General features: G+C 66.1%; 13 protein-coding genes. 7 read left to right on the plus strand and 6 right to left on the minus strand.

From position 1 onward, the window contains the following. Positions 1–93: 93 nt before the first annotated feature. A complete protein-coding gene (gene purB / locus ACV095_RS00480) occupies positions 94–1,536 on the minus strand; it encodes an adenylosuccinate lyase (protein WP_223993110.1) in 1,443 nt (480 codons plus the stop codon). A gap of 167 nt (positions 1,537–1,703) precedes the next feature. On the opposite strand from purB, the gene ACV095_RS00485 reads away from it, so the two are divergent. Further along, positions 1,704–2,006, plus strand: coding sequence for a hypothetical protein (locus ACV095_RS00485; protein WP_018769764.1), 303 nt, complete (start codon positions 1,704–1,706; stop codon positions 2,004–2,006). Further along, positions 2,006–3,352: an alpha/beta hydrolase gene (locus ACV095_RS00490; protein ID WP_223993108.1), complete on the plus strand. Its 1,347-nt coding sequence runs from the start codon at positions 2,006–2,008 to the stop codon at positions 3,350–3,352. The genes ACV095_RS00485 and ACV095_RS00490 overlap by 1 nt, the downstream gene beginning before the upstream one ends. A 31-nt stretch (positions 3,353–3,383) precedes the next feature. On the opposite strand, the gene ACV095_RS00495 is transcribed toward ACV095_RS00490, so the two are convergent. After that, positions 3,384–4,193, minus strand: a complete 810-nt coding sequence (locus tag ACV095_RS00495; protein ID WP_478222672.1) for a hypothetical protein — start codon at positions 4,191–4,193, stop codon at positions 3,384–3,386. A 294-nt stretch (positions 4,194–4,487) separates the two neighbouring features. Continuing rightward, a complete protein-coding gene (locus tag ACV095_RS00500; RefSeq protein WP_018769761.1) occupies positions 4,488–4,913 on the minus strand; it encodes a phage holin family protein in 426 nt (141 codons plus the stop codon). A 105-nt stretch (positions 4,914–5,018) separates the two neighbouring features. Between ACV095_RS00500 and ACV095_RS00505 the strand changes: the two genes are divergently transcribed. From ACV095_RS00505 to ACV095_RS00525, 5 genes are all read left to right on the plus strand, one after another. Then, positions 5,019–6,137, plus strand: a complete 1,119-nt coding sequence (locus ACV095_RS00505; protein WP_478222673.1) for a histidinol-phosphate transaminase — start codon at positions 5,019–5,021, stop codon at positions 6,135–6,137. Between the two features lie 150 nt (positions 6,138–6,287). Beyond that, the gene (pdhA, locus tag ACV095_RS00510) at positions 6,288–7,520 is read left to right on the plus strand and encodes a pyruvate dehydrogenase (acetyl-transferring) E1 component subunit alpha (protein ID WP_478222674.1); all 1,233 of its coding nucleotides are present in this window, start codon (positions 6,288–6,290) and stop codon (positions 7,518–7,520) included. Next, entirely contained in the window at positions 7,520–8,500 is a 981-nt protein-coding gene (locus ACV095_RS00515) for an alpha-ketoacid dehydrogenase subunit beta (RefSeq protein ID WP_018769758.1), read from the plus strand. Before pdhA ends, ACV095_RS00515 begins: the two co-directional genes overlap by 1 nt. A 7-nt stretch (positions 8,501–8,507) precedes the next feature. After that, complete coding sequence (locus ACV095_RS00520) at positions 8,508–9,977, plus strand: dihydrolipoamide acetyltransferase family protein (protein WP_056392469.1); 1,470 nt, start codon at positions 8,508–8,510, stop codon at positions 9,975–9,977. A 15-nt stretch (positions 9,978–9,992) separates the two neighbouring features. Then, on the plus strand, positions 9,993–10,610 hold the full coding sequence (locus ACV095_RS00525) for a phosphatase PAP2 family protein (RefSeq protein WP_026265843.1): 618 nt from the start codon (positions 9,993–9,995) through the stop codon (positions 10,608–10,610). Between the two features lie 4 nt (positions 10,611–10,614). On the opposite strand, the gene ACV095_RS00530 is transcribed toward ACV095_RS00525, so the two are convergent. The 3 genes from ACV095_RS00530 to ACV095_RS00540 all read right to left on the minus strand — a co-directional run bounded on the left by ACV095_RS00530 (position 10,615) and on the right by ACV095_RS00540 (position 12,894). Next, entirely contained in the window at positions 10,615–10,950 is a 336-nt protein-coding gene (locus ACV095_RS00530) for a hypothetical protein (RefSeq protein ID WP_018769754.1), read from the minus strand. 179 nt (positions 10,951–11,129) lie between these two features. Further along, entirely contained in the window at positions 11,130–11,558 is a 429-nt protein-coding gene (locus tag ACV095_RS00535; RefSeq protein WP_018769753.1) for a universal stress protein, read from the minus strand. Positions 11,559–11,601: 43 nt separating this feature from the next. Continuing rightward, the gene (locus ACV095_RS00540) at positions 11,602–12,894 is read right to left on the minus strand and encodes an aminotransferase-like domain-containing protein (protein ID WP_478222675.1); all 1,293 of its coding nucleotides are present in this window, start codon (positions 12,892–12,894) and stop codon (positions 11,602–11,604) included. Positions 12,895–12,942 lie beyond the last annotated feature (48 nt).

Genomic DNA, 12,942 nt, shown 5'->3' on the forward strand with positions numbered 1-12,942 from the left:
CGGAACGGGCGTCACATCGCCGGGGTCGCAGAAAGGCGCCGGGCCCTGGGGAGCCCGGCGCCGCCGTCGTAATCTTCTGCGTTGGTGCGGAGCCTACTTCAGGTGGTCCACCAGCTGGTCAGCGATGCCCGTGTACTTGCCCGGGGTAAGGGCAAGGAGGCGTGCCTCGGCATCTGGGGAAAGGCCCAGTCCCTGAACGAACTCGCGCATGCGCGCTGCGTCGACGCGCTGGCCGCGGGTGAGGTCCTTGAGGCGCTCGTACGGGTTCTCCATGCCTTCGACGCCGGCAATCGCCTCCGCGCGCATGACCATCTGGATGGCTTCACCCAGCACTTCCCAGTTGGTGTCCAGGTCCGCCGCCAGCACGTCCCCGGCAACGTCCAGGCGCTCCAGGCCCTTGGCCACGTTGGAGATGGCGAGAAGGGAATGGCCGAATGCCACGCCGATGTTGCGCTGGCTGGAGGAGTCGGTCAGGTCGCGCTGCCAGCGGGAGGTGACCAGCGTCGCGCCCAGGGTGTCCAGCAGGCCGTTGGAGATCTCCAGGTTGGCCTCGGCGTTCTCGAAGCGGATGGGGTTCACCTTGTGCGGCATGGTGGACGAACCCGTCGCGCCGGCCACCGGAATCTGGGCGAAGTAGCCGATGGAGATGTAGCTCCAGATATCCGTGCAGACGTTGTGCAGGATGCGGTTGAAGCGTGCCACGTCGGCGTAGAGCTCTGCCTGCCAGTCGTGGCTCTCGATCTGCGTGGTCAGCGGGTTCCAGGTCAGGCCCAGCCCCTCCACGAAGGTCTGGGACACCTGCTGCCAGTCAGCGCCCGGGACGGAGGCCACGTGCGCGGCGTAGGTGCCCGTGGCACCGTTGATCTTGCCCAGGTACTGCGTCTTTTCGATCCGGTCCAGCTGGCGGGTCAGGCGGTGCGCGATGACAGCCAGCTCCTTGCCCAGGGTGGTGGGCGTGGCCGGCTGGCCGTGGGTCCGGGACAGCATGGGGACGGCGCGGTTGTCTTCCGCCATCCTGCTGAGCTGTTCCACCAGGGCGCGGGCGGCGGGCAGCCACACATCCTCCACGGCGCCCTTGATGCCCAGCGCGTAGGAAAGGTTGTTGATGTCCTCGGAAGTGCAGCCAAAGTGGACCATGGCGGTCAGGTTTTCGATGCCGACAGCGGGCAGCCGGCGGCCGATGTAGTACTCCACGGCCTTCACGTCATGGACGGTGACGGCCTCGATCTCTGCGAGTTCGGCTACCGAGGCGGCGTCGAATTCGGTGACGATGGCGCGGAGCTGGTCCTGCTGCTCCTTGCTGAGGGGACCGGCTCCCGGCAGGACGTTGTTGCTGGTCAGGTGGATGAGCCATTCAACTTCCACAGCCACCCGGTCGCGGTTCAGGGCGGCCTCGGACAGGTAGTCCACGAGGGGGGCGACGGCGGACTGGTAACGGCCGTCCAGGGGTCCGAGCGCGATTTTTTCCGATGACGCGGCGAGGGCCAGGCGTCCTGAGGGCGTACGGGTATCAGCTGTGGCGGCAGTTTCAGGCATGTGCTGATTCTTTCATGAAGTCCGGCACCGCCTTAAGCCGGGCGGCCACGTTACTTGTCCACATAGCCGACGGCGGTGCTTACCCCGCGGGGGCTGCCTGCCTAGCGTTGGACACAGCAGGGAGATGGCGAAACATCTGGCCGGGAAGGCCGTGACGGGGAGCTGGCATGGGGAACGATCTGACGGACGGGATATGGGGCAACGGGCTGGGCGTCAGCCTTGAAGTCCAGGAACTGGGGCGAAGGGTGGCGCAGTGCTGTCACACGGCGGAAGAGGTGCTCGCAGGATTCCACGAGATCCAGTTGGCGAACTGGGAATCACCTGCCGGGCAGGCATACCGCGATTCGGTCAGCCTGCAGGCGGTGGCGGTCCGCAGGGCGCTTGACCGGGTGCGGGAGGCGTCTGCCGCGGTGGCCGCGCACGCCAGCGCAGCATTGACGGCCGAGTGCTCGCCGGGCAGCCGGTTCTGATGGCCGATGTGACGCCCTCCGGTTCAGGAGGTCCCATCCACGTTTCACCACCGCCCCCGGACGGCATCCTGACCATTTCCGGTGGCGTGGGTGGAATCACCGTCCAGCTGGAGGAACTGGATGCGGGGGCCGCGAAGCTCGATGGACTCGCTGGCCGTCTCGCCGCCATCGAGGCGGAGCTTTTCACGGTCTGGCGGGAGCTTGGTGAGTACCAGAACCAGCCGCGAACCACGGGGACTGCAGCGCTTATTGCGGTGGGGGAGTCAAGGGAGGCGGTCCTCAGGGTCCGGCTGGAGCTCCAGCGGATCAGCGGCCAGGTACGGAGCTGCAGGTGGGATTACCAGATGGCCGAATCCATTGCCCACACGCAGTGGATGCTGGGCCTGTCGAATCCGGACGTTGAACTCCGGAAGCATGTGGACTTCTGGCGGACGGGATTCCTCAATGGGGATGCCATGGAGATGCTGGTGGCCAATGCCGTCACCACCCTTCCCTTGATCAAGTCTCTGGTCGAAGGCGTCAACCCCGCGCTGCGTCCGGGCCCGGTGACGGCCAGGCAGGAAGAGCGCGTGCCCATCGACCTCGACGCCACCCCCGCCGGGCTGCTTGAACGGGTCAGGCTGGTGGAGGAGCGCGGCAGTGGCTATATCGAAGTCATCGAGGTGGACAACGGAGGTGGAAAGGCATACGTGGTGGTGGTTCCGGGAACCCAGGTCCATGACGAAGACGAAGGCACCAACCCGTTCGATCTTGCCGGAATCGTCGACGGCCTGGGCAGCAATTCCCGGCAGGTGAATGCCGCAGTCCTGCAGGCACTCCGGGAGGCCGGCGCCGAGCCGGGGGCGGACGTCGTTGCGGTGGGGTACAGCCAGGGCGGAATCCATGCCATGAACCTGGCGGCGGACAAGGAGTTCCTCAAGGAGTACGACATGAAATACGTCCTGACTGCGGGATCGCCCATTTCGCGCATAACGCCTCCCCCCGATGTCAGCACTCTTCACCTGGAACACCGCACGGACTGGGTGCCCGGCAGCGATGGCCTGGACAACCGGGATGCCAGGAACCAGGTCACGGTGACCGTGAACAACGACCTCTACGTGCGCGGGGGAGAAGACGCCGGCTTGGGGCCGGGCCACCGCCTCACCGGCTATGAGGAGGCAGCCCGCCTGGTGGGCGCCAGCAAGGACCCGTCCCTGGCCCAGTCCACGGCGGTGCTGGGCGGGGTCCTGGGTGCCGGCGGTGCTGCCACTGCCACCAGGTTTTCCCTGTCCAAGCCGCCACCGCCTCCTCTTCCCAGGGAACGCAGGGACCCCTTTTCGGGGCGGCCGCAGCCGGGTGCCAGGTAAAACCTGCATCCAGCCAAAGCAGGGCAGGGCCTCAGGAGATCTGGGCGGCGTGCATTTCCGCGAACCTCTTGGTGCGCGTCTTTCCCTGCGGGTCCGGCTGCGGGGCGGGCTTCGGGGCCGGCGCCGGCACGGCGGCTGTGCACCGGTAGTTGTAGTCCAGGTCGCCTTCGGTGAACTGGGTCAGCGTGACGGTCCCGCCCGGCGCCAGGGGGGAAGCCGAGCAGTATTCGCGGGCAGACTCCGTGGATTCCGCACCCGCCAGCCAGTTCCTCAGCCGGTAGAGGTTGCTGCCGGGGCCCACTTCCCCCACAATTTCACCGAATTGATAACCGGTGGAATAGATCCCCACGTCCAAGCCAGTGCCCTCCAGGAACGCGGTCATGCCCTCCAGCTCCGCAGCATTGGCGGTCTTGTCCCACAGCCAGCTGTTTCCGGTTTCAACATCCAGCCACCACATGCGCCGCAGCTCCCCGGCGCCCGAATCCTTCAGGATGGCAACGTCATTGGCGGCCATGGCGTACCCGTGCACGTAGGCGCAGGCAGGTGCCCCCGTGCCGTCACACACTCCGTAGGGGTTGCTGACGTCCATGCCACGGTAGCTGTTGCTCGCAGGCCACCACACCGACTCCACCGGTCCTGTTGCGGCGGTGTTCACGTACACCGCCGCCGGAGTTCCCCCGGCGGCATCCGACGTCTGGTCCGCCCACGCCAGTTGGGCAGCCAGGCATGGGTTGACGGTGTCCGGCCGTCCCCCGTTGACGCCCACGATTGCGAATGACGGGGGTGCGGGGAGGTCTGCCCCGCACTGGGGCCAGGAGATGTCGTTGCCAAGCGCGGTCATGCTCCGCGGTGCCGGCCCTGTTTCTGCGTCTGCGTGTGCAGGGCCTGCCTGCCACGCCAAAAGCAGGCAGGCGGAAAGCAGGAATCTCATGGGCTTCATGCGTGGGCCCCCCGTGGTCCGGAACTGACAGCAACAGGGCCTCTGGAGGCCCCGGTTCGCAGCCTAAGCGGCCCGTCCGGCAGGGGTCATGGGTGGCGGGTACTGCTGTTTTGGGAGCTGGGTGGCGAAACGGCACCTGCCGGGTACCTGTTTCCGCCCGCCTTCCTACTTAGAGGCTGGATCCCAAACCGGGGGTCAGCGCCTGCCGCCCGGGAGCAAACCTGCCACCAGTGAGACCAGGGAGATGATGATCGCCGCCAGGACGGCGGTCCAGAAGAAGGAATCGATAGTGAGGTGCACCGGTGTGTAGCCGCTGATCCAGGCTGTCAGGTACAGCATGGCGGCGTTGATGACGATCGCGAACAGGCCCAGGGTCAGGATGGTGATGGGAAGCGCCAGGAGTCTGACCAGCGGCCGCACGAAGGCGTTCACCACCCCGAAGATGAGGCCGATGAAGAGGTAGGCCAGGACGATCCCGATGGCATCGGTGTCCTGTGAAATACCGCTGCGGGCCACGGCATCCGATGCCGCCGTGCTGGAGATGTCCATGCCCGGCAGGATCCAGCTGGCCACCCAAAGAGCTGCGGCATTGACGATGACCCGGAGGATGAATGAACCCATGGCACCATGCTTCCACAAGGTGCTGATGTGCGGCCGGCAGCGTGCCCTGAATTTCGGTGCATGGTCCCCCGATTCCCGTGGGGGCTTGGAAGTAGGCTAGAAGCCATGACCTCATCTGAGACCAGGGCAGGCGGCATTGCACCCCGCCCGGTGCTGGAGCGGCTGCCCCGCTACGCTGCAGGAAAGCCACCGGCCGCCGTCAGCGGGCTGGCCAGCTACAAGCTGTCGTCCAACGAGAACCCGCTGCCGCCGATTCCGGCCGTCCTCGAGGCGATAGCCCGGCAGCGGGACTTCAACCGGTACCCGGATCCGCTAAGCAGCAGGCTCCGCGCGGCGCTGGCGGAATTCCTTGGCGTGCCCGCCGAGGACATCGTCACCGGCGCCGGGAGCCTGGGCGCACTGAACCAGATTCTGGCTGCCTTTGCGGGCCAGAACGAGGACGGCAAGGCGGACGAGGTCATCTATGCGTGGCGTTCCTTTGAGGCGTACCCCATCAGCGTGGGCCTGGCAGGTGCGGAAAGCGTGCGCATCCCCGTGACCGCGGACGGACGGCATGACCTGGAAGCGATGGCGGCTGCAGTAACGGCCCGCACCAAAGTCATCCTTCTCTGCACGCCCAACAATCCCACGGGCCCGGCACTCGGCGCTGCTGAAACCGAAGCCTTTATCCGTTCCGTGCCGGCGGACGTGGTGGTGGTCATCGACGAGGCCTACCAGGAGTTCGTCAGGGCCCAGGACGCCGTTGAGGGGATCGACCTCTACCGCAAATACCCCAACGTGGCGGTTTTGCGGACCTTCTCCAAAGCCCACGGACTGGCCGGCCTTCGGGTGGGCTACAGCGTCTCCCAACCGGAACTGACGCAGTACCTCCGCGTTGCCGCCACCCCGTTCGCCGTGTCCCAAATTGCCGAGGACGCAGCAATTGTTTCCCTTGGGAATTACGCCCAGGTTGTGGAAAGGGTACAAAAGCTCGTGGACGAGCGGGCGCGGGTAACCGCCGGCCTGAAGGAGCTCGGATGGGCCGTCCCGGATGCCCAGGGCAACTTCGTATGGCTGGCACTCGGTCCTGAAAGTTCAGCCTTTGCGGAGCTGGCGGGGACGCGTGCCCTTTCCGTGCGGGCCTTCCCCGGGGAGGGCGTCCGGGTCAGTATCGGGGAACCCGAGGCCAACACCCGGTTCCTCCAGTTGTGTGCCGACTATACAAAGGCACCGGCAACTTCCTAGCACTTAACAAGTAGCCCTCCCGCTACTTACCGAAGATAAAGTTAGGATCAGTAAGCCAATGTATATGCCGCAAAGGGAATGTATTCCTTTTGAGGCATATATCCCAGCGACATTTGCATTGCATCCGGATGCGGCAAGCAAGGAGACGGTATGGGCACTCATCTGCCTTCCACCGAGTTCGACGGAACAGCGGTAGACGATCAGCGGGAAGCCGATGCTGAAGCCGTCATGGGCGAGCCCGCGGCCCGGATGGTGCAGCTGCTCGGCCCCGACGGGAAGCTCGGCAGCGATCCGGTCTTCAGCGGCTACGCGGACAAACTGACCCCGGAGGACCTGCGTGGGCTGTATGGGGACATGGCCGCAATCCGCCGGTTCGATATTGAAGCCACCGCCCTCCAGCGCCAGGGCCAACTGGCACTGTGGGTACCGTTGACCGGCCAGGAGGCAGCGCAGATTGGCTCGGGCCGTGCCAGCCAGCCGCAGGACTACATTTTCCCCACGTACCGGGAGCACGGCGTCGCGCTGACCCGCAACGTGGACCTGGCCGAACTCCTGCGCCAGTTCCGCGGAGTTTCCAACGGCGGCTGGAACCCCAAGGACACCAACTTCCACCTGTACACCCTGGTCCTGGCTGCCCAGACCCTCCACGCCGTGGGCTACGCGATGGGGATCCAGCGCGACCAGAAGCTCGCCGCCGCCACGGATGCGGCCAACGAGCAGCCGAACGCCGCCGTCATCGCCTACTTCGGTGACGGCGCCAGCTCGGAAGGTGACGTGCACGAGTCCATGGTGTTCGCCTCCTCCTACAAGGCGCCGGTGGTGTTCTTCTGCCAGAACAACCACTGGGCCATCTCCGTACCCACCAACGTCCAGACCCGGGTTCCGCTGTCCAACCGCGCCAAGGGCTATGGTTTCCCGGGGATCCGGGTGGACGGCAACGACGTGATCGCCGTGCATGCAGTCACCGAATGGGCCCTGGAGCATGCCCGCCAGGGCAACGGACCTGTCCTGATCGAGGCCTTCACCTACCGGGTGGGCGCGCACACCACCGCCGACGACCCCACGAAGTACCGCCCGTCGACGGAAGAAGACGCCTGGCGGGCCAAGGATCCGCTGACACGGCTCGAGAAGTACCTGCGTGCCGAAGGCCTGGCGGACGGCGACTTCTTCGCCAAGGTCAAGGCCGACGGCGACGAGCTGGCCGCGTATGTCCGGCGCACCGCCCATGATCTTGAAAACCCGGACATCCGGCAGGCCTTCGCCAACGTCTATGCCCAGGCGCATCCGCTGGTGGCCGAGGAACTGGCATGGTTCGAGGAGTACAGCGCAGGATTCGCCGGCGAGGAAGAAGCCGCCGCGCAGGAAGCAAAGGCAGGCCACTGATGACCACCATGACCATTGCCAAGGCCATCAACGAGGGCCTCCGGGCCACCCTGGCGGCAAACCCCAAGTCGCTGCTGATGGGCGAGGACATTGGTCCCCTGGGTGGTGTGTACCGGGTGACCGACGGGCTGATCGGCGAGTTCGGCCCGGACCGCGTGGTGGACACCCCGCTGGCCGAATCCGGCATCATCGGCACCGCCATCGGCCTGGCCCTGCGCGGCTACAGCCCCGTCTGCGAGATCCAGTTCGACGGCTTCGTCTTCCCCGGCTTCAACCAGATCACCACCCAGCTGGCCAAGATGCACGCCCGCAGCCACGGCAACCTCACGGTTCCCGTCGTCATTCGCATCCCGTACGGCGGCGGCATCGGCTCCGTGGAGCACCACTCCGAGTCCCCCGAGGCGCTGTTCGCGCACACGGCAGGCCTGCGCATCATCACCCCTTCCAACCCGCACGACGCCTACTGGATGATCCAGCAGGCCGTGGAATGCCAGGACCCGGTGATCATCTTCGAACCCAAGCGGCGCTACTGGCTCAAGGGCGACGTCGACGTTGACGCTCCGGGCCCCTCGGAGGACCCCTTCAAGGCCCACGTGCTGCGTGAGGGTACTGATGCCACCATTGTTGCCTACGGCCCCCTGGTTCCCGTGGCGCTTGCGGCCGCCAACGCCGCGGCGGAGGACGGCAGGAGCGTTGAGGTCATCGACCTCCGGTCCATCTCGCCGATCGATTTCGACACCGTCACCGCCTCCGTCCAGAAGACCGGACGGCTGATCGTGGCGCACGAGGCGCCCACCTTCGGTGGAATCGGCGGCGAAATCGCCGCCCGCATCAGTGAACGTGCCTTCCATTCGCTCGAGGCCCCGGTGATCCGCGTTGGCGGATTCCACATGCCCTATCCCGTTGCCAAGGTGGAGGAAGACTACCTTCCGGACATCGACCGCATCCTGGAGGCGCTGGACCGCGCCCTCTCCTACTGAGGACACCATGACCCTGAACAAGTTCAACCTGCCCGATGTCGGCGAGGGCCTCACCGAAGCGGAAATCGTCTCCTGGAAGGTCAAGCCGGGCGACGCCGTCGCCATCAATGACGTCCTCTGCGAGATCGAAACCGCCAAGTCCATCGTGGAACTGCCGTCCCCGTTCGCCGGGACGGTCACCGAACTGCTGGTGGGGGAAGGGGTGACCGTGGACGTCGGCACGGCCATCATCAGCGTCAGCGACCACGTGTCCGGCGATCCCACACCCGCTGACGTCCGTGCACCGGAAGCACCAGTGCAGCCGCTCTACGGCAAGCTCCCGCAGGATGCGGCAGTGGACACAACGGCCGACGGCGGCGCTGGCGGAAGTGCCCCGGCCGCCGGCCCGCTGGTGGGGTCCGGCCCCAAGGCCGACGCGGTCAAGCGGCGCCCGCGGAAAACGGCGCCGGCCGCTGCCGTGACGGTCAATGCCCCGCAGGTTGAACCTGTCCAGCCGGGCACGCCGGCTGCAGTGTCCGCCACCGAACCCGCCGCCGTCGACAACCGTCCTACCCTTGGCGGCACCATCACGGGCCTGGTCAACCGGGTCCTGGCCAAGCCGCCCGTCCGGAAAATTGCCCGTGACCTGGGCATCGACCTGGCAGATGTTGTTGCCACCGGTTCACGGGGTGAAGTAACGCGCGAGGACCTGGTCAGCTACCAGTCTCAGCGCGATGCCGAGCTGGACAAGGCGGACGGCTTCTGGGGCAAGGCCGGAAAGCCGCAGGACCAGCGCGTGGAGCGGATTCCGGTCAAGGGCGTCCGCAAGGCCACCGCAAAGGCGATGGTGGAATCCGCCTTCGCAGCGCCGCACGTCAGCATCTTCGTGGACGTGGATGCCAGCCGCACCATGGAATTCGTCAAGCGGCTCAAGGCCTCCCGGGACTTCGAGGGCATCAAGGTCTCGCCGCTGCTCATCCTGGCCAAGGCCGTCATCTGGGCCGCGGCCCGGAACCCCAGCGTGAACGCGTCGTGGGTGGACAACGAAGACTCCGACACCGCTGAAATCCATGTCAAGCACTTCATGAACCTGGGGATTGCCGCCGCAACCCCGCGCGGCCTGATGGTCCCGAACATCAAGAATGCCCAGGACCTGTCCCTGAAGGAGCTGGCGCTGGCGCTGAACAACCTGGCCACCACCGCCAGGGCCGGGAAGACCCAGCCGGCCGAGATGCAGGGCGGCACGCTCACCATCACCAACATCGGTGCCCTGGGCATCGACACCGGCACGCCCATCATCAACCCGGGCGAGGTGGCCATCGTTGCTTTCGGAACCATCAAGCAAAAGCCCTGGGTCCTGGACGGTGAGGTGATTCCCCGCTGGATCACCACCTTGGGAGGATCCTTCGACCACCGCGTGGTGGATGGTGACCTGTCCGCACGCTTCATGGCCGACGTCGCAGCCATCCTGGAAGAGCCCGCGCTCCTGCTGGACTAGGGCCCGGACCAGGACGTGACGGTAAGCAGCGGCTCAATCCGGGCCAGGAACCACACCGCCAGGTGGCTGACTGAGGTCTTCCAGCCGCCGGTGGTGGTGAGCATCCAGCTGTTGATCAGCCCCCTGACGGAGGCAGGATTCCCCGGGACCATGGGTTACGGGGCGCTGGCGGCCCTCTTTGTGTGCGTGCTTCCGCTTGTGGTGCTGCTGGTGCTGGTCAGGCTGGGGAAGGTGACGGACCATCATGTGAGCGACCGCCGGCAGCGCGCCCCGGTGCTGCTGATGGCGCTGGCCTGCATTGCCGTGGGGCTGCTGGTGCTGGACACCGTGAACGCCCCGCAGAGCGTGACCGCCATGGTCCTGGCGGTGGTGGGCGGCGTGGCCGTGCTGGCAGTCGTCAGCCCGTTCTGGAAAATGAGCGGCCATGCCGCTGCAGTGTCCTGTGCCGCCGTCGTATTGGTGCTGATGCTTGGCGCGGCCTGGGCCCCGCTGCTGCTCCTGGTTCCGGCGGTGGGCTGGTCACGCGTTGTCCTGCGGGCGCATACCCCGGGGCAGGTGGTGGCAGGTTCGCTCTTTGGCGGAGTGGTGATGGCCGGGATCTGGTGGCTGCTCCAGGGCTGGCTGGTGGGCTGAACGCCTAGTACGCGGAGTAGGCCGTGAGGGCCTCAAGCAGGGCAGGATCAGCTGTGGTTCCCAGAACCACAGCGGCTGCGGTCATCAGGCCGCCCATCAGGGCCGCCATCCCGGCCCAGGCGCCCAGCAGCTTCCAGTCCTCGCGCAGGACGCTCCGCACGGTCTGGGGAAGCTCGAGTCCCGGCGCGATCAGGTTGGGGGCGCTGTCCAGGCTGCCGTCGTCAAGCAGCGCAACTACCCTGCCGTTGCTCCGGTCCACGCGCATGGAGGAGATGTGGTTTCCGTGGCGGGCCAGGAGGATGTCGTGGCCAACGAGCTGCCGGCGCTGCAAGGTGATCAAGGGGAAGCCCTTCGATGGGGGTGGATTTGTCAATGTCCACGCCTTTGGGGCCTTTTCCAATTTTATCGTTGGAGAACGCAGCGAAACCGGTTTCAGCCGGTGAGAACGGACACCCCCCGCAGCGACATGCACCACCACGGGGAGTGTCCGGCGTTACGCCGGCGGCCGGTCCTGACGGTTCAGTCGGCGTCGTAGGTGTTGGCGATGTACACGTCGCAGGGTGCGTTGTGGGCAACGCTGTTGGCCACGCTGCCAAGGACGCGCCCGATGCCGTGCATGCGCCGGTTGCCCACCACGATGATCCTGGCGTCCATGCGGATGGCTTCCTTGATGAGGGCGTCGGCCGGGCGGCCGCGCGCTGCCGAATACGTCACCGTGATGTCGCGGCCCAGCGATTCCGCCACCGTCCGGGCCACCTGCTCCGCGGCGTCCGCGTCGGAGACGATCCAGCGGTCGCTGCCGCTGCCGAACACCTCGGTCCGGTCGCTGTCGAAGGCGGACACGACGTGCAGGGAAGCGCCCAGGGCCGCAGCCAGGTCCCTGGCTGACTGCGCCGCCTTCTTCGCCGTCTCGCTGCCGTCAACCCCTACAACGATGATTCCAGCCATATGCATGCTCCTTTGCTAGGTTTCGGCACTCGTGTGGCTTACGCTACAGCGCGGCGATGGCTTCCTGCAGCACCGGCGCCAACCGGCGCACTCCCTCGGCGATGGCATCGGGTGGTACGGCGCTGAAGGCGAGCCTGAGCTTGTTGGACGGTTCGTCCGACGGCGTGAAGGCGGCGCCGGGGATAAACACGACGCCGGCATCGATCGCCTTGTGCAGCAATGGGTAGGTATCAACACCCTCCGGCAGCGTCACCCAGACGAAGAAGCCGCCCTGCGGGTTGGTCCAGGTGGTTCCCGCGGGCATGTATTCCCTGAGGGCGGCCAGCATGGCGCGGCAGCGCTCGGCGTACAGCCGGCGGTAGGTCTCGATCTGTCCCTTCCAGTCGTAGTCGCGCAGGTAGGCCGAGACAAGCATCTGGTTCAGGGCGGGCGGGCAGAGCGTCACGGCTTCGGCGGCCAAGTAGTAGCGGCGCTGCAGGTGCTCCGGCGCGAGGGCCCAGCCAATGCGCAGGCCGGGCGCGAAGATCTTGGAGAATGATCCCAAATAGATGACATCGTCTGGGTTTGCGGCCCGTAAGGGAGCCAAGGGCTCCCCCTCGAAGCGGAGCAGGCCATAAGGGTTGTCCTCGAGGACAAGGATATTCGCCCTGCGGCATATATCGACCACCTGCTGCCGGCGTTCCCTGGCCAGGGTGATGCCGGATGGATTGTTGAAGTTGGGGATGGTGTAGAGGAACTTGATGCTCCTGCCCGCCAGCTGCAGGGCGGCGATCCGCGCCTCCAGCAGTTCCGGAACCAGGCCGTACTGGTCCATCTCCACGGTCTCCACCTGGACCTGGTATGCCTCGAACGTGTTCAGTGCGCCCACGTAGGTGGGGTCCTCCACCAGCACCACGTCGCCCGGATTGCAGAACAGCTTGGTGGCAACGTCCTGGGCGGACTGGGAACCTGCGGTGATCACCACGTTCTGCGGACGGGCATCCAGGATTCCTTCTGCAGCCATGACATCGCAGATCTGTGCCCGGAGTTCCGCTGTGCCCTGCCCGGCCCCGTACTGGAGGGCGGTAAGGCCGTCCTCCGCGATGATTTTCGCCGCCGTGGCTGCGAGCCGGTCCAGGGGGAGCGACTGCAGGTACGGGCTTCCCCCCGCCAGCGACACCAAGCCGGGCCGCATGGAGATGTCGAAGACATCCCTCACCGCCGACTGCCGGATGTTCGCCGCGCGCTCGGAGAACAGTTCCTCGTGCCGGTGTGCCGACGTTGCCGCCCGCTCGATTGCATCAATGGCTTCCGCCGGCAGCGTGCCTGCCGCGGTGTCAAGTGTCTCGTGGGTCACAGAGTCAGGATACAGCCAGTTGTTGCTCTAAAAGCAACATATGTTTAT

It is taken from the genome of Arthrobacter sp. JDC6 (assembly GCF_056484025.1).

Excerpts from the sequence above, each read along its gene's own strand:
- purB (WP_223993110.1), bottom strand. The coding sequence starts at position 1,536 with ATGCCTGAAACTGCCGCCACAGCTGATACCCGTACGCCCTCAGGACGC.
- ACV095_RS00485 (WP_018769764.1), top strand. The coding sequence starts at position 1,704 with ATGGGGAACGATCTGACGGACGGGATATGGGGCAACGGGCTGGGCGTC.
- ACV095_RS00490 (WP_223993108.1), top strand. The coding sequence starts at position 2,006 with ATGGCCGATGTGACGCCCTCCGGTTCAGGAGGTCCCATCCACGTTTCA.
- ACV095_RS00495 (WP_478222672.1), bottom strand. The coding sequence starts at position 4,193 with ATGACCGCGCTTGGCAACGACATCTCCTGGCCCCAGTGCGGGGCAGAC.
- ACV095_RS00500 (WP_018769761.1), bottom strand. The coding sequence starts at position 4,913 with ATGGGTTCATTCATCCTCCGGGTCATCGTCAATGCCGCAGCTCTTTGG.
- ACV095_RS00505 (WP_478222673.1), top strand. The coding sequence starts at position 5,019 with ATGACCTCATCTGAGACCAGGGCAGGCGGCATTGCACCCCGCCCGGTG.
- pdhA (WP_478222674.1), top strand. The coding sequence starts at position 6,288 with ATGGGCACTCATCTGCCTTCCACCGAGTTCGACGGAACAGCGGTAGAC.
- ACV095_RS00515 (WP_018769758.1), top strand. The coding sequence starts at position 7,520 with ATGACCACCATGACCATTGCCAAGGCCATCAACGAGGGCCTCCGGGCC.
- ACV095_RS00520 (WP_056392469.1), top strand. The coding sequence starts at position 8,508 with ATGACCCTGAACAAGTTCAACCTGCCCGATGTCGGCGAGGGCCTCACC.
- ACV095_RS00535 (WP_018769753.1), bottom strand. The coding sequence starts at position 11,558 with ATGGCTGGAATCATCGTTGTAGGGGTTGACGGCAGCGAGACGGCGAAG.